Here is a 19,685-nt window from a genome sequence, read left to right on the forward strand (position 1 = left end):
CATATGACAGTGTCATCATCGGTCTCGTGAACGGTGACTCGGCGACCTGGACCATCGACCGGCTGGCGCGGCTGGCCGCGGCGGCGTTGGCGGCCGGGACACCGACCCAGCCAGTACCGACGCAACCCAACGGCCGGATCAGGGAGGTGCCCGACGTGCGGACCATCCGCTGGTACACCTCCATCGGTCTGCTCGGCCGCCCGGCGGCGATGCGCGGCCGGACCGCGCTGTACGGCCGCTCGCACCTGGCGCAGCTGGTCGCGATCAAGCGGCTGCAGGCCGAGGGACTGACCGTGGCGGAGGTGCAGGAGCGGTTGCTGGGTGCCGACGAGTCCGAGATCGAGGAGATCGCCGCGCTGCCCACCGATCTGGACGAACTCGTTGTCGACGCCAACGTCGATTCGGCGCCGGCCAGCTTGAAGTCGCAGCCCGCCGAGCCCGCAGTCCGAAATCGTTTCTGGGTGACCCCCTCGGCGCCGCCGGTCGCACCCGAAGTAAGCAGACCCATCACCGCCCCCGACGCCGCACCACCCGTCCACGGCATCCGCCTGGCCGCCGACGTCACCCTGCTCCTGCCGCCCGGCCGCGTCCCCGACGCCGCCGACCGCGCGGCCATCGCCGAGGCGGCCCGGCCGCTGCTGGCCCTGCTGGACCGGCTCGGCTTGTCCGAGGCCTGACACACCTGACACCGCACACACAGAGGGGGAACCATCCATGACAGTTCGCACCGGCGTCATCGAGGTCGTCGAGGAGGCGCCGCGCCCGGAGCCGGACGGCGGCCTCGGGGCACTGCGAACCGAGCGCGGGAACCTGCCGCTGGAGCTGATCGAGGTCCGCTCGTCGGTGGCCGGCCTGGCCGTCCGGACCGAGCTGGCGCAGGGCTTCCGCAACCCGTACGACGTGCCGTTGGAGGCCACGTACATCTTCCCGCTGCCGGACCGCGCGGCGGTGACGCGGCTGCGGATGGAGGCCGCGGACCGCGTGGTCGAGGGCATCGTGAAGGAGCGGGAGGAGGCGCGCGCCGACTATGACACCGCGATCTCCGAAGGCAAGCGCGCCTCGATCGCCGAGGAGGAGCGTCCCGGGGTGTTCACGCTGCGGGTCGGCAACATCATGCCCGGCGAGCGGGTCGTGGTGCGCACGACGCTGACCGGTCGGCTGCCCTATGAGGACGGCCAGGCCACGTTCCGGTTCCCGCTCGTGGTCGCTCCCCGCTACATCCCCGGAGGCGAGCTGCCCGGGGACCAGGTCGGCAGCGGCACGGCGGTGGACACCGACGAGGTGCCCGACGCCTCGCGGATCAGCCCGCCGATCCTGTTGCCCGGGTTCCCGAATCCGGTGCGCCTGTCGATCGAGGTGGCGGTGGATCCGGTGGGGCTGCCGCTGGCCGGGCTGACGTCGGGCCTGCACGGGGTGAGCGTGGAGGAGATCCGCGAGACGGCGACCGGCCAGGCCCAGGAAGGCGGCGCTCGGTACCTGGTCCGGCTGGACCCCGGAGCCCGCGCCGACCGTGACTTCGTGCTGCGGTTGGCGTACGGCGGTTCGGCGGCGGCGACGTCGTTGGCCGTGGCGCGGGACACAGCCACCGACGCCGACCCGGCCACCGACACAGCCACCGACCCGGCGAAGGATTCCGCCGGCACGTTCCTGCTGACCATCCTCCCGCCCGAACCGACCGGCGCGACCCGCCCCCGCGACGTCGCCCTGGTCCTGGACCGCTCCGGCAGCATGGACGGCTGGAAGATGACGGCCGCGCGCCGTGCCGCGGCCCGCATCGTCGACACCCTGACCGCCGCCGACCGCTTCACCGTGCTGACCTTCGACGACGAGATAGACACCCCCGACGGCCTGCCCTCCGACGCGCTGGCCGCGGCCACGGACCGGCACCGGTTCCGCGCCGTGCAGCACCTGGCCGCCGTCGACGCGCGCGGCGGGACCGAGATGGTGGCGCCGCTGAAGCAGGCCGCCGCGCTGCTGACCCGGGACGACGGCACCGCCCACGACAGGGCCGAGCGCGACAGAGTCCTGATCCTGGTGACGGACGGCCAGATCGGCAACGAGGACCGGGTCCTGTCCACGCTCCGCCCGCAGCTCTCCGCCCTGCGGATCCACACGGTCGGCATCGACACCGCGGTCAACGCCGGCTTCCTGCGACGCCTGGCCGCGCTCGGCGGCGGGCACTGCGAGTTGGTGGAGTCCGAGGACCGCCTCGACGAGGCCATGGACGCCATCCACCACCGCGTCGGCACGCCGCTGGTGACCGGGCTGCGGCTGGCCGGGGCCGGCGGGCTGGAGCTGGATCAGGGCTCGGTCACGCCGACCCGGCTGCCGGACCTGTTCGTCGGGGCGCCGCTGGTGGTGGCCGGGCGGCTCGGCGCCACCCCTGTTGTTACGGCTACGGCCACGGCGGAATCCGACACCGGACCCGCCATCGTCGTCACCGGCACCGCGGCCGACGGCTCGCCGTGGACCCGGCGCGTCCCCGCCGTCGAGGCCGACGACGCGGGACTGGCCCAGTTCTGGGCCCGCGGCCGCATCCGCGACCTGGAGGACCAGTACGTCTCGACGTACCAGGGCCAGCCGGAGATCGAGCGCGCGATCGTGGCCACGTCGGTCGGCTACAGCGTGCTGTCCCGCTTCACGGCGTTCGTCGCGATCGACACGCGCGTCGTGAACAAGAGCGGCGCGCTGAAGCAGGTGACGCAACCGGTCGACCTGCCCGCCGGCTGGCCCGCCTTCGAGGCCGACGCGCTCGCGGTCTCGGCCGGGGCCGTGATGCCTTCGATGCTCGCGGACTCCGCCTACGAGGAAGCCGCAAAGCTCGACACCTTCTCGGCGAAGTCCGCGAAGACCTTCTCCCGCCGGTCCCGCGGGGTTCCGCGCGGCATCGCCCCCGCCGGCGCCGGCCCGGCCGGCGCTGCTCCTCCGGCTCCCGGCGCCCCGCCGATGGTGTCGAGGCCCGCGGCGCCGCTGCTGCCCCCGCCGCCCCCGTTGCCTAAGGAGGCCAAGGAGCGCGAGCCGATCGAAGACCTCCACACCTTCGCGGCGGCCTGGCTCCCCCGCCTCACCGCCGCCGCGAACGACACCGCCGAGGCGCAGGAGGAGCTGCTGGCCGAGTTCACCGCGAGGTTGCAAGAGCTGGCCCCGCACGTCCCGGCCTCGCACGCCTCCGAGGTCGCCGACCTGCTCGGCACGCTGGCCGCGTCCGACAAGCCGGTCGGCGAGCGCCGACAGAGCGCTGTCACATTCCTGGAGTCGCTGGAACCGGAAGCGTCGGCAGAACCGGCCGCCAAGCCGCGACGCGCGCCCTTCTGGAAGCGTTAAGACCGGAGTTAAACACAGCTCCGGAAACCGTTACCAGGCAACAAATCAGGTCCGGCTCGGAACCTCTCCGAGCCGGGCCGTCTTGCTCCCCCACCCTCACCCCAAGATCAACGACGCCGCATGCTCGCCGATCATCAGGGCTGCGGCGTTCGTGTTCCCCCCGACGATGCTCGGCATGATCGACGCGTCGGCGACCCGCAGCGCCTCCACCCCGCGCACCCGCAGCGCGGGGTCGACCACCGCGCGCTCGTCGACGCCCATCCGGCACGTCCCGACCGGGTGGTAGACCGTGGTCGCGCGGTTCGGCAGCTCGGCGGCCAGCGCCGCCCGGTTCGCGTGGACCGAGCCCGGCGACGTCTCCCCGTGCACCCGGCCCGACAGCGACCGGTGGGCCATCGCCTCGCGCACCATCTCCATGCCGTCGAGCAGCAGCCCGGCGTCCGCCGGGTCGTGCAGGTACGCGGGATCGATCAGCGGTGCGGCCAGCGGATCGGCCGAGGCCAGGCGCACGGTGCCGCGGCTCTTGGGGTAGATCAGCGTCGGCATCACCGTCAGCGTGCGGCGCGGGTCGGCCTTGTGCCGTACCGGGGCGTCCTGGTTCGGTCCCGGATACGACCAGGGCAGCACGTGGACCTGCAGGTCCGGCACGGCGTCCGCTGATGGGCTCCGCACGAACCCCACCGCCTCGAACACCGTGCGCCCGACCCACGTCCCGCCGCGCGTGATCTCCTTCACGAAGCCGCGCGCGAAGTACGGCGCCGTGCCCTTGTTCCGGGCCTCGGGCATCAGGAAGCACATCGGGACGAACAGGTGGTCGTGCAGGTTGTCGCCGACCGGCAGGTCCTCAACCACCTCGACGCCGACCGACCGCAGGTGCTCCGCGGGTCCGATCCCGGACAGCTGCAGCAGCTGCGCCGAGCCGAAGACCCCGGCGCTGAGGACCACCTCGTGCGTGGCCCGCACGACCTGGCGCGCGCCGCCGTCGGCGATGATCTCGACCCCGACAGCGCGGCCCTTCGCCAGCACCACACGCGCGACGGTCACACCGGTGACGATGTCGAGCTGCGCCATGCCGTGATCGTCGAGGTAGCCCACCGACGAGCTGTACCGCAGGCCGCCGTCAGCGCTCTGCTGCACGATCGCGATGCCCTCCTGCGACTCGCCGTTGTAGTCGTCGAGGACCTTCACGCCGACGGTGTCGGCGAACGCCTCCATGAAGCCGAGCGTCGCGGTGGTGACGTCGGTCTGCCGCCGCACCTTGATCGGCCCGGAGCCACCCCGGAAGTCACCCTCGCCGTCCTCCCAGCTCTCCAGCTTCTTGAAGCTGGGCAGCACATCCGCGTAGGACCAGCCCCCGCAGCCCTCGGCGGCCCACGAGTCGTAGTTCGCAGCGTTCCCCCGCACGAACAGCATCCCGTTGACCGACCCGGAGCCGCCCAGCACCTTCCCCCGCGTCTGCGGGATCCGCCGCTCCAGCGCATCAGCCTGCGGCACCGAGTAATAACCCCAGTCCAGCCGCGCCTTGAGCTGCGGCACACTGTGCACCGCGGCGATCAGCCCCGGCTTACGCACCAGCGTCGTCCGATCAGACCCCCCAGCCTCGATCAGCACCACCCGAGCCCCACTCGCCGCGAGCCGCGCGGCCAGCACACACCCCGCACTCCCGGCCCCGACCACGACGTAGTCGGCCTCGCCAGGCACCGCACGCTTCGAACGCTGTCCCATCGGGCGTACCCCCTCCACGGCCGGAGCCGCGTGATCACGGTAGGTCGCTGCACTGTAGGAGGGACTGCGTGAGGGTACAAGGGTCATCTTCGGGCGGGGTGGTGCTGGGGGCTTTTGGGGCACTCACGGCGAGGACGACTCGCGGTCTACGAGCCCGAAACCGAACGAAACCAGACCGGAGTGACACCGGCGTGGGTCGGCTACCGCAACAGCCGCAGCCGCCACCGATCCTCGGAAGCGGCGTGCCCGCCAACCACTGGGGAGTGAACGGAGGCTGCGGGACCCTCCCTGACGGACACGCCGCGCATATCACGCCCCGGTGGCGTGTATGCCTGCATTACGCGCCATGGGGCACAGCGGTTCAGATGCACCATAGCAACCAGGCTCGGTGCGTGGCGGGGGCCGCGTCAGCGGATGTGGTCGAGGATCTCCGTTGCCTGCCGCGGGTTGGCCGCGAGCCAGTCGGCGAAGCGGTTCTGGACGGCTTGGCGGAGGTAGCCTCGGACGTGGGCGTTGCCCAGCGCGTCCCTCGTGCAGCCCTCGAACTGGGGATACTTCACTTTCACCGACACGACTGCCGTCAGGCCCCGACCGATCCGGTCCGCGCCGATGTCAGGGTCCGTTGACGCGAGCAGTCGCCGCTCCCGCGCGTAGCCGGTGAGCGCGGCGGCCATTCCGTCGCGGAAGCCCAGCAGGTGCGTGCCGCCTCCGGGAGTGGGCTGGCTGTTGGCGAAGCTCTGGATACGTTCCGGTTCAGAACCGTGCCAGCGCCAGGCGACTTCCATCGTCGTCTCTGTCTCCGGTTCCTCCTCCTCGAAGCCCACGATCGCGCCGCCATCGGCATCGGCATCGGCATCGGCATCGAGGGACGCGACCAACTCGCGCACGCCGTCCGGGAAGTGCAGCCGCACCGAGTGTGGTTCGGCCCCGCCGCGTTCGTCCGTCAGCGAGATGTCCAGCTCCCGGTTAACAAACGCCAGCTCCCTGAATCGCTCCGCCAGCGTCTCGAACGAGAACTCCGTGGTCGCGAAGATGGCGGCGTCCGGCCAGAAGGTGATGGCGGTCCCGCTGCCGCTCGTCGGCCCGGTCTCGGCGACCGGAGCGACCGGAGCGATCGGCACGCCACGCACGAACTCCTGCACGTACCGCCGCCCCTCCCGCCGGACCTCGGCCACCAGCCGGCTCGACAACGCGTTGACGACGGAGAGCTCCCCCAGCACACCGCTCATCGGATACCGCGGCCCGATCGTGCTCCAGCCCGCCGTCAGGACGGTCAGCGCGGTGGTGAGACCCGGACCGGTCCCGAAAGCGACGCCGGGACCATTGTCAGCGAGCCGCACCCCGCCGTCGCTCAGCAGCGTGACGTCCAACCGGCTCGCGCGGCCGTGCAGAATCTCGTCGAAGCCCCACCCCGCGGCCTCGATCACCAAGAGATGAAGACCGCGTTCGCCGGTCGAGCCGATATACATCCCGGGCCGCTTCCGGACGGCTTCCAAACCCTCCAAAACCGTAATGTGGCTCGCGTCGTACGTGAAAGGTTCCTGGCTCATGAAAATCCCCTCCAAGGCATGTCTTCCAGGGCACCTGCGAGCGTAGCCTAAATCGATGGAAAGGCCAGGTCAGAGCAGGCGGAGCGAACGCACGAGAGGTCCGGTGAGCACCTGCCCACCGGCCCTCGACTCCCGGGTTGCGAACCCCCGCGAAAAAGCGCACACGACCCCACAGGAGGCGACTAAGGCACCATTCCAGCCAGCCCCGACCCCACTATTTTTCGCGATTTCCCGGACGCAGCCCGCCCGCGCACGCTACTCGATCCGCGGCGACCGCCGTCGCAGAATCCTGCGACCGGGCACCAGCACCGCGGCCGCGCCCGGGATCGCCACCGCGGCCACCATCCCCGCGACCGCCAGCGGCGGGATCGACAGCATCGGCAGCCCGGTCACCCCGGCGGCGAAGGCGAACAGCGTCAGCCCCGCCACCGCCGCGCCGACCACCGTCCCGGTCCCGACGATGAGCACCGTCTCCAGCCGCAGCGACCGCATCAGCTGGTCCCGAGTCGCACCGACCAGCCGCAGCAGCGTCAGCTCCCGGCGCCGGGATGCCGTCGCCACCCCGAGCGTGGTGACCACCCCGACCAGGATGAACCCGGCGATCGCCACCACCGCGATCAGCCCCATGAGACCGTCGTGGCGGGCCTGCTCGCTCAGCGCCGAGCCGTAGTCCGCCGCGCTGGCGGTGTGCAGGCCGGCGAACTGTTTCGTCAGAGGGCTGAGATCCCCGCTCCCGTTGACCAGCAGGTCGTCGTCCAGCGTCGTGGCGGCGTGCGCGGCCACCAGATCCCGGGGCAGCAGCACGTCCCCGAACCCGAGCCCGCGCTCGTACAGCGCCACCACCTTCAGCGTGACCTGCGTCCCGTCGCCCAGCCACAGCTGCCGCGTGTCGCCCACCTTCGTGTCGTGCGCGACCGCCGAGCTCAGCGCCACGGTCTCCGGCTCGTTCAGCCCGGCCAGCGACCCGGCGGTGAGCTTCGGGTCCAGCGTCGCGGCCGATCCGCCCGCCAGCCCCTGCGCCTGCAACGACTGCAGCGACGTGTCCAGGTTCCACACCGGCATCAGCACCGTCGTCCGCTTCACCGCGGTCACGTCGGTCACCCCCGGCAGCGCGCGGGCGGCGTCGTAGGCGGCGTGCGGGATACCGGGACCGGACGACGTCAGCACCCGCGCCGCGCGCAGCCCGTCGCGAGCCTCGGCCGACGTGGCGTTCGCGCTGGTGGTCTGCGCGAACAACTGCGTGCCGCCGAAGGACAGCGCCAGCGCGATCGGCGTGATGACCGCGGCCATCCGCACCGCGGCGGCGCGCGCCGAGGTGGCGGCCAGGTCGCCGGCGATCGGCGAGAACCACCGCAGCGGCGCTCCCAGCACCCTGACGCCGAAGCGCGCGATCCACGGCCCGAGCAGCGCCACCGCCCACATCAGCGAGATCACCAGGCCGGCGACCGAGGACTGGGCCGCGGGGCCGCCGACGGTGAACGTCAGCACCAGCATCGCGCCGCCCAGCACCACGAACACCAGCCCCGTGATCACCCGCCAGCGCGGCGGCCGGGTCGGCTCCGTCGCGCTCTCGCCGAGCGCCTGGACCGGCTTGATCTTCGACACCCGCCGGGAGGCGAGCCAGCCGGTGCCGACCGCGGCCAGCACGGTGAGCAGCGCCGAGCCGACCACCGGGATCGGGCTCAGGGAGAGTTCGAAGCCTGCGGGCAGCACGCCCTCGGAGCTCATGATCGCCTTGAGCCACGCCCCGAGCCCGAGCGAGGCCACCGCCCCGACCAGCGCCGAGGGCACGGCGATCTTCAGCATCTCGCGCACGATGACCCGCCGCACCTGCCGCGGGGTGGCGCCGACGGCGCGCATCACCGCCAGCTCGCGGGTGCGGTCGCGCACCGACAGCTCCAGCAGCCCGGACACGACCAGCAGCGCCACCAGGAGCCCGGCGCCGCCGAGGGTGCCGGCCGAGCCCAGGTTGTCGGTGCGGCCGGCCTGGATCGCCGGGTGCTCGACGTCGCCGCGCGCCGCGCCGGTGGCGACGTCCAGCCCGGGCGCGGCGTGCCGCAGCGCGGAGGCGGAGACGTGAGCGCCGGCGGCCGGCAGCACGACCAGCGCGTCGGCGCGGTCCGGATGGCCGGAGAGCGTCGCAGCCTGCTGCTGGGTGAAGTACAGCGTCGCGGCGGGACCGCCGGAGCTGATGCCGGAGACGGCGTAGGTCTGCGGCGCGTCGCTGAGTTGCAGGCGGACGTCGGAGCCGGTGTGAACACCGAGGTCGGCGGCCGTGGCGGTGTCGAGGACCACGTCGTGTGCCGAGGACGGCGCGTGCCCGGAGGTGAACGTGGTCGGCGTGAGCTTCGCCGAGTCCCAGCCGTGGCCGGTGAGCGTCGGGACCGCAGCGCTCGGGCCACTTGTGGGCACCGCGACCACCGGCACCGAGAAGTCGGCGACCACGTCCCCGACCCCGGGCACCGCCGTCAGCGTCCCGCTCAGCGCCACCGGCACCCGCGCGGGCTCGACGAGCGGCCGGCTCTCAGAGTTCTTGTTGTCCCCACTGCCCTTGACATAGGTCACACTCTGCTCGCCGTGCACGACCGCGGCGGCCGAGGCGTAGCGGTCGAGCGTGCCGTGCGCCCGCACACCGGATTCGAGCAGCACCCCGAAGGCGCCGAGCACCATGGCCGCGACCGCCAGCGCGGCGGCGACCCCGAAGGCGATGCCCTTCCTCACAGCGTCTCCCAGCGGTTCAGGACCGTCGCGGCGGTCGGGCGGGTGAGTTCGTCGACGATCCGGCCCTGCGACAGGAACACGGCGCTGTCGGCCCACGCCGCGGCGGTGGGGTCGTGCGTGACCAGGACCACGGTCTGCCCGGTGGCGTCCACGGCCTCGCGCAGCAACCGCAGCACGTGCCCGGCGGTGCGGGGGTCGAGCGCGGCGGTGGGTTCGTCGGCGAACACGATCTCCGGGCGGGTCACCAGCGCCCGGGCCACCGCGACCCGCTGCTGCTGGCCGCCGGAGAGCTCGGAGGGCTTGTGGTCCAGCCGGTCGGCCATCCCGACCCGGTAGACGACCTCGTCGAGCCAGCCGGCGTCGGCGCGGCGTCCGCCGAGGAACAGCGGCAGCGTGATGTTGCGCCGGACGTCCATCGAGGGCACCAGGTTGTAGCCCTGGAACACGAAGCCGACGCGGTCGCGGCGCAGCCGGGTGAGCGCGGTCTCCTTCAGCGTGCCGAGGTCGGTCTCGCCTAGCCGGACGGTGCCGGAGGTGGGCCGGTCGAGCCCGGAGGCGCAGTGCAGGAAGGTGCTCTTGCCGGAGCCGGAGGCCCCCATGATCGCGGTGAACGTGCCGCGCCGGAAGGACCAGCTGACATTGTCCAGCGCGGTGACACGGCCGCGGTCGTAGGACTTGGTCACGCGTTCCAGGGTCACGGCGGCGCCGCCGGAGTCGGCGAGGCCGGCGGCGTGCGCAGCTGTCGCGGCGGGCACGGTGTTCGGGGCGGTCATAAGCGCTCCTGCGTCGGTGGATCAGTACGCCTTCGACGCTAGTTTTGGATCTTCGCCGGCCCCAGCGGCCCCGGTCCCCTCTTGAAGGTGTACCGCGCTACACCATGATGGTGGGGCCTGCCGTGCCGACTCGCGCCGACCTGGCCTTTAGAGTGGGGGGATCATGAAGATCCGCGCCCTGTTCGGCCGAAGCCTGCGCTCGACGTGGTACCTGGCCGCGGGCCTGCGCACCGCGGTGCCCGCGCTGCTCGGCGTCTGCCTGCTCCCGCTGGCCCTGCTGCTGGCGTTCGGCGTGCCGGGGCTGCCGTGGGTGGCCGGGCGGATCCGGGTCCTGACGAACATCGAGCGCCGCCGGGCGGCCAGGGTGCTGGGGTATCCGATCCGGGAGCCGTCCACGCCGGTGGCGGCCGACCCGTACCGGCAGTACTTCGCCCTGATGCGGTCCAGCTCGGTGTGGCGGGACATCGCATGGATGATCGTGCACGGCTTCCTCGGGCTGCTCATCGCCGTCGTGTCGATCGAGGTCTGGATCGGGATCCCGTGGGACCTGGCGCTGCCGTTCTGGTGGTGGACGGTGAAGCCCGGCACGCTCGGCGCCGGCGCGCAGATCTACACCTGGCCCCAGGCCATCGCCTACCCGCTGCTGATGGCGGTGGGTCTGACGGCTCTGCAACTGTGGCTCCAGCCGCAGCTGGCGAGGTTCCAGGGCTGGTACGCCAAGCGCCTGCTCGGCCCGACCCGCCGCACCGAGCTGGCGGCACGCGTGGAGTCGCTGACCGAGACCCGGGCGCAGGCGCTGGAGGCGCACGGCGCCGAGCTGCGCCGCATCGAGCGCGACCTGCACGACGGCACGCAGGCCCAGCTGGTCAGCGCCGCGCTCCGGCTGGGCCTGGCCGACCAGCGCTTCGACGCCGACCCCGGCGGTGCCAGGACCCTGATGCTGGACGCGCGCGCCGGCATCGAGGACGCGCTGGCCGAGCTGCGCACCGTCATCCGCGGCATCCACCCGCCGATCCTCAGCGACCGCGGCCTGCCCGGGGCGGTGCGCGCGCTGGCCGCCGGGCGCCCGATGCCGGTGACCGTCGACATCCCGGAGCCGGACCGGCGCTGCCCGGCGGCGGTGGAGGCGGCGGCGTACTTCGTGGTCGCCGAGGCGCTGACCAACGTCGCCAAGCACAGCGGCGCGGCGCACGCCTGGGTGTCGCTGCGGCATGATGGCCCTTACCTGACGGTGCGGATCCGCGACGACGGCCACGGCGGCGCGGACCCCGCGCGGGGCAGCGGCCTGGCCGGGATCCGGCGCCGGGTGGCCGCGCTGGACGGCGTGACCCGCGTGGACAGCCGCACGGACGGAACCGGGACGAACGTGGAGGTGGAGCTGCCGTGCGGCTTGTGATCGCCGAGGACAACGTGCTGCTGCGCGAGGGCCTGCAACTGCTGCTGACCACGGTCGGCCACGAGGTCGTGGCGGTCGCCGGCAGCGGCCCGGAGGTGGTCCCGACGCTGCTGGAGCACCGTCCGGACGCGGCGATCCTGGACGTCCGCCTGCCCCCGGGCTTCCGCGACGAGGGCCTGCGCGCCGCGATCCAGGCCCGCAAACTGCTGCCGGGCCTGCCGATCCTGGTCCTGTCGCAGTACGTCGAGGAGACCTACGCCGCCGAACTCCTGGCCGAAGGCGCCGCCGGCATCGGCTACCTGCTGAAGGACCGCGTGGCCCGCGTCTCGGAGTTCCAGGAGGCGCTGGAGCGCGTCGCCGCCGGCGGCACCGCCCTGGACCCCGAGGTCGTCTCGCAGCTGCTGACCCGCCGCGACCCCCTGGACGCCCTGACGCCGCGCGAGCGCGAGGTGCTGTCGCTGATGGCGCAGGGGCTGGACAACACGACCATCGCCGCGACGCTGGTGATCACCGAGCGCTCGGTGAGCAAGCACGTGGGGAACATCTTCGGCAAGCTCGGGCTGCCGCCGGACGAGGCCGGGGACCGGCGGGTGCGGGCGGTGCTGGCTTTCTTGGAGGCTGGGGACTGAGGGGGCGCGCGGCTGCGACTGCGGAACCGAAGCCCGCCGGACAAGGCCGAGCCCGACAGGTCCGGCCGGCACTGGCGGTCGCGGGACAGGCGGTGCTCGGCGCGGCTGGCGGCCGTGCGGCGGCGAGCGCCTGCTGACTGGATGTGGCCTGTCGCTCAGCCGATCCAGCCGGCGTCCACCGCGGGGCTGCTGTCGTGGACCACGTATTCGCGCTCGACGCTGACCAGCTCGTGGCCGGCGTCGTGCAGGGTCGCGATGAGCTGGTCCAGGTCCGCGACCGCGGTATCGGTCCCGACCCGATGGCAGCGCTGCGTCACGAACCTCTCTGCGCGTCCGTCATCGCGGACCCGGCGCGCGTTCCGCGACAGATGCGCACCATGCGGCATCACCAGATCAGCGAGCGCGGCCTCATCGACCCCCGGCGGCAGCAGCAGCTTGACATGATGCTCGAAGTACTTGTCGTCCACAGCCTGCTCGGCCGTGACAGGCACTCCGTCCGCGAACGGCGAGGACTCGACCTTCACCCGCGTGACCTGGAACCCCGCCTCCCGCAGTTCCCCCGCCATCGCCTCGGCGTCGGCGAGCACCGCAGCAACCGTCCCGGCACCTGGCAGCGTCAGCATCGGCTGTGACACCGTCTCGCCCCGCGCCAACACGATGTGCGTGAACTTCACCCCACGCTCCCCCGCCCACGCCGCGAGCCCGGCGGCGTCGTCGCCGGAAACAGTGATGTGGAACTCGAAGTCCCCCACAACCTCGCTCACACCAGCCCCAGCGCGTTCATCAACCGCTGCTTCCACTCCCCGACCGAGCCCTCGACCTGCGGATTCTCGGCCAGGAAAGCCTCCCAGTCGACCCGCAGACCGTCCACATCACGACGCCTCAGCCCGGCCTGTGCCGTGGTGAGCTCGGCCAGCACCACCGCGTCGTACAAGTCCTTGCCCCGGCTGACCCCGCCGTCACTGGAGTCCTCGACCAGCCACATCAGCTTCCACACCAGCAACAGCTCCGGACCTGCGGCCCACAGCACGCTGAAGCCCCCGGCCAGCCGCGGTATCCGCGTCCACACCGGCCGCCTCGGCATCGGCTCGTCCGCGGCGAAGTCGAGCTGCACCACGCCGGATATCCGCTGCGCCGAGTCGTCGCGCGTCTCCCACGGGATCTTCACCCGCGAGCCGAGCATCGCATAGCCCGAATACGTCCAGTCCCCCGACTCGTCGAACGCCTCCGGATCGAGCACGATCCCGTGCCCCGCGCTCGGGTTCTCCCGGATCCGTTGCCGCAGATCCTCATACGGCGCCGATTCCTCCCACTGCTCGGCCCGGATCCAGCTCACCCCGTCCGGCGACACCCGCGGACGCTGTCCCCCGGTGTCGAACTCGCCGTCGGCCCAGAGCTCGGCACGTCCGGCGCCGTCGGCGACCTCCGGCCACTGCTGCACGGTCGCCAGGTCGTCCACGTACGGATAGGGCTCCTCGTCGTCGACCGGCCAGCCGTCCTTCACCACCATGAAGTCCAGATCGCCTGGTTTGCGAGCCGCCGATCCGGCGTATGCCGTCATCAGCATGCTCCCGCGAAGCACGAGACGACTGCTCCACGGCGCCTCCGCGATCAGCGCCAAAACGTGGTCCAAGGCCAGGCGGTGGCAGGTGTCGCGGTCGCGCGGCAGCCCGAGGTCGTCCATGGCCGCCGATTATGGCGGACCGCTCCGACACCGGGCCCTCCCCCGGACGGAGCAGTCCGGCGCGTCAAAACTTGCACGACTCGTTATCTTGAATTGTTCGCCTCTAGCCCGATAGGTTGAAGCCATGACCGCACCACACCCGCCGACCGCCGCGGAGGAGTTGCGCGGCGCCGGACTCCGGGTGACCGCGGCGCGCGTGGCCCTGCTGGAGACCGTGCGCGGCGGCGACCACCTGGACGCCGACGCCATCGCCTCCGGGGTGCGCGCGCGGGTCGGCCACGTGTCGCTGCAAGCCGTCTACGAGGCGCTCCACGCGCTGACCGCGGCCCGGCTGGTCCGGCGCATCGAACCGGCCGGCAGCCCGGCGCGCTACGAGGGCCGGGTCGGCGACAACCACCACCACCTGGTCTGCCGGAACTGCGGCACGGTGGTCGACGTCGACTGCGCGGTCGGCGCGGCCCCCTGCCTGGACCCGGTCGACGACCACGGCTTCACCATCGACGAGGCCGAGGTCGTCTACTGGGGCCTGTGCCCCGACTGCGCCGTCCCGGCCGGTCCCCAGGGGTAGCCGGGGGTGGCCGCCGGCGACCCGGTACACCAGCAGCACAGAGCACCAAAGAACGACCGAGAACATCAGAGAACATCCGAACAAGCGTGAACCGCCAGAACCCGGAAGGACTCCCCCTAAGATGTCTGAGAAGCATGGCGACATCGACGTCGACATCGATCACGGCGCGCAGGCGAGTGTAGGCGGCTGCCCGGTCCCGCACGGCCGGGCCGCGCACCCGACCGCCGGCGGCGGCAACCGGCAGTGGTGGCCGAACCGGCTGAACTTGAAGATCCTGGCGAAGAACCCGGCGGTCGCGAACCCGAACGGCGCGGACTTCGACTACGCCGCCGCGTTCAACACGCTGGACCTGGCGGCCGTCAAGGCCGACATCGCCGCGGTGCTCTCCGACTCCCGCCCCTGGTGGCCGGCCGACTTCGGGCACTACGGCCCGTTCATGATCCGCATGGCCTGGCACAGCGCCGGCACCTACCGCGTGCACGACGGCCGCGGTGGCGGCGGCACCGGCCAGCAGCGCTTCGCGCCGCTGGACTCCTGGCCGGACAACGCCAGCCTGGACAAGGCGCGCCGCCTGCTGTGGCCGGTCAAGAAGAAGTACGGCCAGAACCTGTCCTGGGCCGACCTGATCATCCTGACCGGCAACGTGGCGCTGGAGACGATGGGCTTCAAGACCTTCGGCTTCGCCGGCGGCCGTCCCGACGTCTGGGAGCCGGACGACGACGTCTACTGGGGCCCGGAGCAGGTGTGGCTGGACGACCAGCGCTACACCGGCGACCGCAAGCTGGAGGAGCCGCTGGCGGCGGTCCAGATGGGCCTGATCTACGTCAACCCCGAGGGCCCGAACGGCAACCCGGACCCGGTCGCCGCGGCCCGCGACATCCGCGAGACCTTCGGCCGGATGGCGATGAACGACGAGGAGACCGTCGCGCTGATCGCCGGCGGCCACACCTTCGGCAAGACCCACGGCGCCGGCCCGTCCGAGGCCGTCGGCCCGGACCCCGAGGACGCCCCGCTGGAGAACCAGGGCCTGGGCTGGAAGAGCAGCCACGGCAGCGGCGTCGGTGCGGACGCGATCACCTCCGGTCTGGAGGGCATCTGGACCAACACGCCGATCACCTGGGACAACAGCTTCTTCGAGATCCTGTTCGGCTACGAGTGGGAGCTGTTCAAGAGCCCGGCCGGCGCCAACCAGTGGCGCCCGAAGGAGAACGGCGGCGCCGGCACCGTCCCGGACGCCTTCGACAGCGCCAAGAAGCACCAGCCGACGATGCTCACGACCGACCTGTCGCTGCGCTTCGACCCGATCTACGAGCCGATCTCGCGCCGCTTCAAGGACGACCCGCAGGCCTTCGCCGACGCCTTCGCCCGCGCCTGGTACAAGCTGACGCACCGCGACATGGGCCCGATCGTGCGCTACCTCGGCCCCGAGGTCCCCAGCGAGCGCCTGCTGTGGCAGGACCCGCTGCCGGCCGTCGACCACCCGCTGATCGACGACGCGGACGCCACCGCGATCAAGGCGAGCATCCTGGCTTCCGGCCTGACGGTGCAGCAGCTGGTCACCACCGCCTGGGCCGCCGCGGCCTCGTTCCGCGGCAGCGACAAGCGCGGCGGCGTGAACGGCGCCCGCATCCGCCTGGAGCCGCAGTCCGGCTGGGAAGTCAACGAGCCGGAGAAGCTGGCGCCGGTGTTGCGCAAGCTCGAAGGCGTCGTCTCGGCGTTCAACGAGGGCGCGAGCGGCGGCAAGAAGGTCTCGCTGGCCGACGTCATCGCCCTGGCCGGCGCCGCGGGCGTGGAGAAGGCGGCGAAGGACGCCGGCTTCGACGTCGCCGTGCCCTTCCACCCGGGCCGCACCGACGCCACCCAGGAGCAGACCGACATCGACTCGGTCGCCTACCTGGAGCCCCGCGCCGACGGCTTCCGCAACTACCAGGGTAAGGACACCTCGTTCCCGGCGGAGTACCTGCTGCTGGACAAGGCGAACCTGCTGAACCTGTCGGCCCCGGAGCTGACGGTCCTGGTCGGCGGCCTGCGCGTGCTCGGCGCCAACCACGGCGGCAGCACCGCGGGCGTGTTCACGGACAAGCCCGGCGTGCTGACGAACGACTTCTTCGTCAACCTGCTGGACCTGGACACCACCTGGAAGCCGGTCGACGCCGACTCGACCACCTTCGAGGGCAGCGACGCCTCCGGCGCGGTGAAGTGGACCGGTACGCGGGCCGACCTGGTGTTCGGCTCGAACTCCGAGCTGCGCGCGCTGGCCGAGGTGTACGCGGGCGACGACGCGAAGGAGAAGTTCGCGAAGGAGTTCGCGGCGGCCTTCGGCAAGGTGCTGGAGCTGGACCGGTTCGACCTGCACCGGTAGGTCCCGCACCGGTAGGTCGCGGGTCGGGACAGCGGTTCGACCTGGGCCCCGCTCGGACGCTTCGGCGTTCGGGCGGGGCCCCTCCTTGTGCGCGGCTTGTGCGCGGCTTGTCAGTGCCCGGTCGTACCCTGGTGACCATGGCCGACAGCACCATCCCCCTGATCAAGCTCGAACCCTGGTCCGACGCCGACTTCGACGTGCTCCGCCGCCAGAACACGCCGGAGATGACCGAGCATCTCGGCGGTCCGGAGAGCGAGGAGAAGCTGGCCGACCGGCACCGGCGCTACCTCGACCCGGCCGAGAACGGGTCCATGTTCCGCGTGGTCCTGCCCAGCGGCGAGGTCGCGGGCTCGACCGGCTTCTGGGACCACGAGTGGGACGGCGAGGCCGCCTACGAGACCGGATACGGCATCCTGCCCGAGTTCCAGGGCCGCGGCCTCGCGGTGGCCGCGACGGTCGCGGCGGCGGAGGCAGCGCGCGCCGACGGTCGGCACCGGTGGCTGTACGCGTTCCCGTCGGTCGAGCACGGGGCGTCGAACGCCGTGTGCCGGAAGGCCGGGTTCGAGCTGGTCGGGGAGTCCGAGTTCGAGTATCCGAAGGGGCACTTCATCCGCTCGAACGTGTGGCGGCTCGATCTGACGGCTGGCTGAGCTCAGCGCTGCCTGGCCTCAGCGCTGCCCGACCACGGCGCCGCCCGACCACGGCGCCGCCCGACCACGGCGCCGCCCGACCGCGGCGCTGCCTGGCCTCACCGCCGCTTGACCTCAGCGCTGCCCGACCGCGGCGCCGCCCGACCGCGGCGCTGCCTGGCCTCACCGCCGCTTGACCTCGGCACTGCCTGAGCTCAGCGCCACCCGACCGCGGCGTTGCCTGGCCTCAGCGCCACCTGACCTCGGCACTGCCTGAGCTCAGCGCCACCTGAGCTCAGCGCTGCCTGACCTCGGTACTCCCCGATCTCAGCGCGACCGAGTACGATGACCGGTCACGCCCGCTCTCACCTGCGCCGCGCGACCCACCCGAGCCCGTCGCGCGCCTTGGCCGCACTCCAGCCGCGCCCGGAATCGTCGGCGCCGAAGATGTGGAACACGTCGTAGCCGCCGGCGTCCCTGCGGACCGCGGCGGAGACCGCGGCAGCCAGGTCCGAGGCGGCGAGCGCCGGGATCTGCGTGCCGTCGGCGCGGCGGATGTCCATCGGTTCATCGAGAACCGGCAGCGCCCACAGCGGCCAGACGTCCTCCGGCGTCGGCCAGGCGAGGCGCAGGACCGTGACCGTCATGCCGTGAGCCTGCGCGGCGATGCGGCCCACCTGCTCGGCCAGGCGCTTCGTCACGCCGTACAAGTTGGTGGCGTCCGGCTCGGTGGTCTCGTCGACGTCGCGGGAGGACAGCCGCACCGGCTCGTTGGCGAACACCGACATGCTGCCGATCAGCACCACCCGCGACACGCCGGCGGTGTGGGCGGCCTCCAGCGTCGTGTAGACCGAGGCCACGTTCACCTCGAACGAGCTGGCCGTGTCCGGCTCCGGCCACGCGGTCTGGGAGCGCAGGCCCATCGCGCCGTGCACCACGGCGTCCATCCCGTCCAGCGCGGTCGCCAGCGCCGCCGGATCCGTCGCGCTGCCGGCGACGTAGTCGTAGTCCCCTTGCGGCGGCACCAGGTCCAGGACCCGGATCTCATGCTCCGCGGCCAGCCAGGGAAGCATCAGGGTACCGACATAGCCCGAACCACCGACTATCAGGATGCGCATTCACGTACGGTAGCAGGCAGGCACGACCGCTAACCGGAATTTCCGCTCGGCCACGCCGTACACTCGGCCCGTGATCAGCCGGAACACCTCGCGCGGCGCCACAGTGTGGCTGACCGGGCTGCCCAGCTCGGGCAAGAGCACGATCGCCGCTGCGGTCGCGGCAGAATTGCGCTCGCAGGGGCTGCCGGTCGAAGTGCTGGACGGCGACGAGCTGCGCCGGACGGTCTCAGCCGGCCTCGGCTTCAGCCGCGCCGACCGCGAGGAGAACGTGCGGCGGATCGGGACACTCGCCGCGTCCCTGGCCGGCGGCGGGGCGATCGTGCTGGTGGCGGTCATAGCCCCGTATGCCGACTCGCGCGCGGAGGTCCGGCGGCTGCACGCGACCGCTGGCGTTCCCTACCTTGAGATCCACGTCGCGACACCCCTCGCGGTATGCGTCCAGCGGGATGTGAAAGGCCTGTACCGACGGCAGGCGGCCGGCTCGCTCGTCGGCCTGACCGGCATCGACGACCCGTACGAGGCCCCGGAATCGCCGGAGCTTCGCATCGACACGCTCCACGAGCCGGTCGAAGCGTCCGCCAAAGCGGTCCATCACCTACTCATCCAGCTGCTCATCGACGCCATGTCCGAATCCCGCCAGTAGCGAGCACCGATCCGGCTCAGACTGGATCCATGAACGTTTACACCGAGATCGAGAGCCCCATCGGACCTCTGCTGCTGGTCGGCGAGAAGAACGCGGACGGTGTCGTGCGGCTGGCGTCGCTGTCCATGGACGGACAGCGGTACGCGCCGAAGGTCCGCGACGGTTGGACCGCCGACCCCGAGGCCTTCGCCGAAGTGACGCGGCAGCTGCGGGAGTACTTCGACGGGACCCGCACCGAGTTCTCGCTCGAATACGCGGTCGCGGGCACCGACTTCCAGCGCCGCGTCTGGGACGCGCTCGACACCGTCCCGCACGGCACGACCACCACCTACGGCGCGCTGGCGGCGCAGCTCGGCCTACCGCGCGACCGGGTCCAGGCGCTGGGCGCGGCGATCGGGGCGAACCCGCTGCTGATCGTGCGGCCGTGCCACCGGGTCATCGGCGCCGACGGGTCGATGCGCGGGTACGCCGGAGGTGTGGAGCGCAAGCAGTGGTTGCTGGCGCTGGAGGGGGCGATCGCGCCGCTGCTGGTCTGAGTCGCCGCACCGCACCGCACCGCACCG

General features: G+C 72.1%; 16 protein-coding genes. 9 read left to right on the plus strand and 7 right to left on the minus strand.

The annotated features are described in order from the left end of the window. Nucleotides 1-26 precede the first annotated feature (26 nt). Together ABH935_RS09210 and ABH935_RS09215 are read left to right on the plus strand one after the other, a co-directional pair. Nucleotides 27-677 (plus strand): MerR family transcriptional regulator, encoded by a 651-nt coding sequence (locus ABH935_RS09210; RefSeq protein ID WP_370377384.1) that lies wholly within the window; start codon nucleotides 27-29, stop codon nucleotides 675-677. A 37-nt stretch (nucleotides 678-714) separates the two neighbouring features. Next, complete coding sequence (locus tag ABH935_RS09215; RefSeq protein ID WP_370377385.1) at nucleotides 715-3,324, plus strand: VIT domain-containing protein; 2,610 nt, start codon at nucleotides 715-717, stop codon at nucleotides 3,322-3,324. A gap of 96 nt (nucleotides 3,325-3,420) precedes the next feature. Here ABH935_RS09215 and ABH935_RS09220 read toward each other — a convergent pair whose 3' ends face one another. The 4 genes from ABH935_RS09220 to ABH935_RS09235 form a co-directional block, all read right to left on the minus strand. After that, nucleotides 3,421-5,049 (minus strand): GMC family oxidoreductase, encoded by a 1,629-nt coding sequence (locus ABH935_RS09220; RefSeq protein WP_370377386.1) that lies wholly within the window; start codon nucleotides 5,047-5,049, stop codon nucleotides 3,421-3,423. A 407-nt stretch (nucleotides 5,050-5,456) separates the two neighbouring features. Further along, complete coding sequence (locus ABH935_RS09225) at nucleotides 5,457-6,599, minus strand: DNA gyrase subunit B (RefSeq protein ID WP_370377387.1); 1,143 nt, start codon at nucleotides 6,597-6,599, stop codon at nucleotides 5,457-5,459. Nucleotides 6,600-6,854: 255 nt separating this feature from the next. Beyond that, entirely contained in the window at nucleotides 6,855-9,320 is a 2,466-nt protein-coding gene (locus tag ABH935_RS09230; protein WP_370377388.1) for an FtsX-like permease family protein, read from the minus strand. After that, nucleotides 9,317-10,093, minus strand: a complete 777-nt coding sequence (locus tag ABH935_RS09235) for an ABC transporter ATP-binding protein (protein WP_370377389.1) — start codon at nucleotides 10,091-10,093, stop codon at nucleotides 9,317-9,319. The genes ABH935_RS09230 and ABH935_RS09235 overlap by 4 nt, the downstream gene beginning before the upstream one ends. A 163-nt stretch (nucleotides 10,094-10,256) precedes the next feature. On the opposite strand from ABH935_RS09235, the gene ABH935_RS09240 reads away from it, so the two are divergent. After that, entirely contained in the window at nucleotides 10,257-11,489 is a 1,233-nt protein-coding gene (locus ABH935_RS09240) for a sensor histidine kinase (RefSeq protein WP_370377390.1), read from the plus strand. Next, on the plus strand, nucleotides 11,477-12,118 hold the full coding sequence (locus ABH935_RS09245) for a LuxR C-terminal-related transcriptional regulator (protein ID WP_370377391.1): 642 nt from the start codon (nucleotides 11,477-11,479) through the stop codon (nucleotides 12,116-12,118). The genes ABH935_RS09240 and ABH935_RS09245 overlap by 13 nt, the downstream gene beginning before the upstream one ends. 155 nt (nucleotides 12,119-12,273) lie before the next feature. Here ABH935_RS09245 and ABH935_RS09250 read toward each other — a convergent pair whose 3' ends face one another. Next, nucleotides 12,274-12,882: a hypothetical protein gene (locus tag ABH935_RS09250; protein WP_370377392.1), complete on the minus strand. Its 609-nt coding sequence runs from the start codon at nucleotides 12,880-12,882 to the stop codon at nucleotides 12,274-12,276. Further along, entirely contained in the window at nucleotides 12,879-13,802 is a 924-nt protein-coding gene (locus ABH935_RS09255; protein ID WP_370377393.1) for a nucleotidyl transferase AbiEii/AbiGii toxin family protein, read from the minus strand. Before ABH935_RS09255 ends, ABH935_RS09250 begins: the two co-directional genes overlap by 4 nt. A 124-nt stretch (nucleotides 13,803-13,926) precedes the next feature. Here ABH935_RS09255 and ABH935_RS09260 point away from each other — a divergent pair, with 124 nt between their 5' ends. From ABH935_RS09260 to ABH935_RS09270, 3 genes are all read left to right on the plus strand, one after another. Beyond that, entirely contained in the window at nucleotides 13,927-14,370 is a 444-nt protein-coding gene (locus ABH935_RS09260) for a Fur family transcriptional regulator (protein ID WP_370377394.1), read from the plus strand. 121 nt (nucleotides 14,371-14,491) lie between these two features. After that, entirely contained in the window at nucleotides 14,492-16,732 is a 2,241-nt protein-coding gene (gene katG, locus ABH935_RS09265; RefSeq protein ID WP_370377395.1) for a catalase/peroxidase HPI, read from the plus strand. A gap of 137 nt (nucleotides 16,733-16,869) precedes the next feature. After that, complete coding sequence (locus ABH935_RS09270; protein WP_370377396.1) at nucleotides 16,870-17,382, plus strand: GNAT family N-acetyltransferase; 513 nt, start codon at nucleotides 16,870-16,872, stop codon at nucleotides 17,380-17,382. A gap of 344 nt (nucleotides 17,383-17,726) precedes the next feature. Here ABH935_RS09270 and ABH935_RS09275 read toward each other — a convergent pair whose 3' ends face one another. Then, entirely contained in the window at nucleotides 17,727-18,479 is a 753-nt protein-coding gene (locus ABH935_RS09275) for an NAD-dependent epimerase/dehydratase family protein (RefSeq protein ID WP_370377397.1), read from the minus strand. Nucleotides 18,480-18,549: 70 nt separating this feature from the next. Here ABH935_RS09275 and cysC point away from each other — a divergent pair, with 70 nt between their 5' ends. Both cysC and ABH935_RS09285 read left to right on the plus strand, forming a co-directional pair. Further along, on the plus strand, nucleotides 18,550-19,122 hold the full coding sequence (gene cysC / locus ABH935_RS09280) for an adenylyl-sulfate kinase (RefSeq protein ID WP_370377398.1): 573 nt from the start codon (nucleotides 18,550-18,552) through the stop codon (nucleotides 19,120-19,122). 29 nt (nucleotides 19,123-19,151) lie between these two features. After that, the gene (locus tag ABH935_RS09285; protein ID WP_370377399.1) at nucleotides 19,152-19,658 is read left to right on the plus strand and encodes a methylated-DNA--[protein]-cysteine S-methyltransferase; all 507 of its coding nucleotides are present in this window, start codon (nucleotides 19,152-19,154) and stop codon (nucleotides 19,656-19,658) included. Nucleotides 19,659-19,685: the final 27 nt, after the last annotated feature.

Origin of the sequence: Catenulispora sp. GAS73 (assembly GCF_041262085.1) — a bacterium.
Classification (GTDB): Bacteria; Actinomycetota; Actinomycetes; order Streptomycetales; family Catenulisporaceae; genus Catenulispora.

Bases quoted from the DNA above. Each gene is read 5' to 3' on its own strand.
- ABH935_RS09270 (WP_370377396.1), top strand. From the start codon at position 16,870: ATGGCCGACAGCACCATCCCCCTGATCAAGCTCGAACCCTGGTCCGAC.
- ABH935_RS09255 (WP_370377393.1), bottom strand. From the start codon at position 13,802: ATGGACGACCTCGGGCTGCCGCGCGACCGCGACACCTGCCACCGCCTG.
- katG (WP_370377395.1), top strand. From the start codon at position 14,492: ATGTCTGAGAAGCATGGCGACATCGACGTCGACATCGATCACGGCGCG.
- ABH935_RS09260 (WP_370377394.1), top strand. From the start codon at position 13,927: ATGACCGCACCACACCCGCCGACCGCCGCGGAGGAGTTGCGCGGCGCC.
- ABH935_RS09215 (WP_370377385.1), top strand. From the start codon at position 715: ATGACAGTTCGCACCGGCGTCATCGAGGTCGTCGAGGAGGCGCCGCGC.
- ABH935_RS09275 (WP_370377397.1), bottom strand. From the start codon at position 18,479: ATGCGCATCCTGATAGTCGGTGGTTCGGGCTATGTCGGTACCCTGATG.
- ABH935_RS09225 (WP_370377387.1), bottom strand. From the start codon at position 6,599: ATGAGCCAGGAACCTTTCACGTACGACGCGAGCCACATTACGGTTTTG.
- ABH935_RS09235 (WP_370377389.1), bottom strand. From the start codon at position 10,093: ATGACCGCCCCGAACACCGTGCCCGCCGCGACAGCTGCGCACGCCGCC.
- ABH935_RS09220 (WP_370377386.1), bottom strand. From the start codon at position 5,049: ATGGGACAGCGTTCGAAGCGTGCGGTGCCTGGCGAGGCCGACTACGTC.
- ABH935_RS09285 (WP_370377399.1), top strand. From the start codon at position 19,152: ATGAACGTTTACACCGAGATCGAGAGCCCCATCGGACCTCTGCTGCTG.
- ABH935_RS09240 (WP_370377390.1), top strand. From the start codon at position 10,257: ATGAAGATCCGCGCCCTGTTCGGCCGAAGCCTGCGCTCGACGTGGTAC.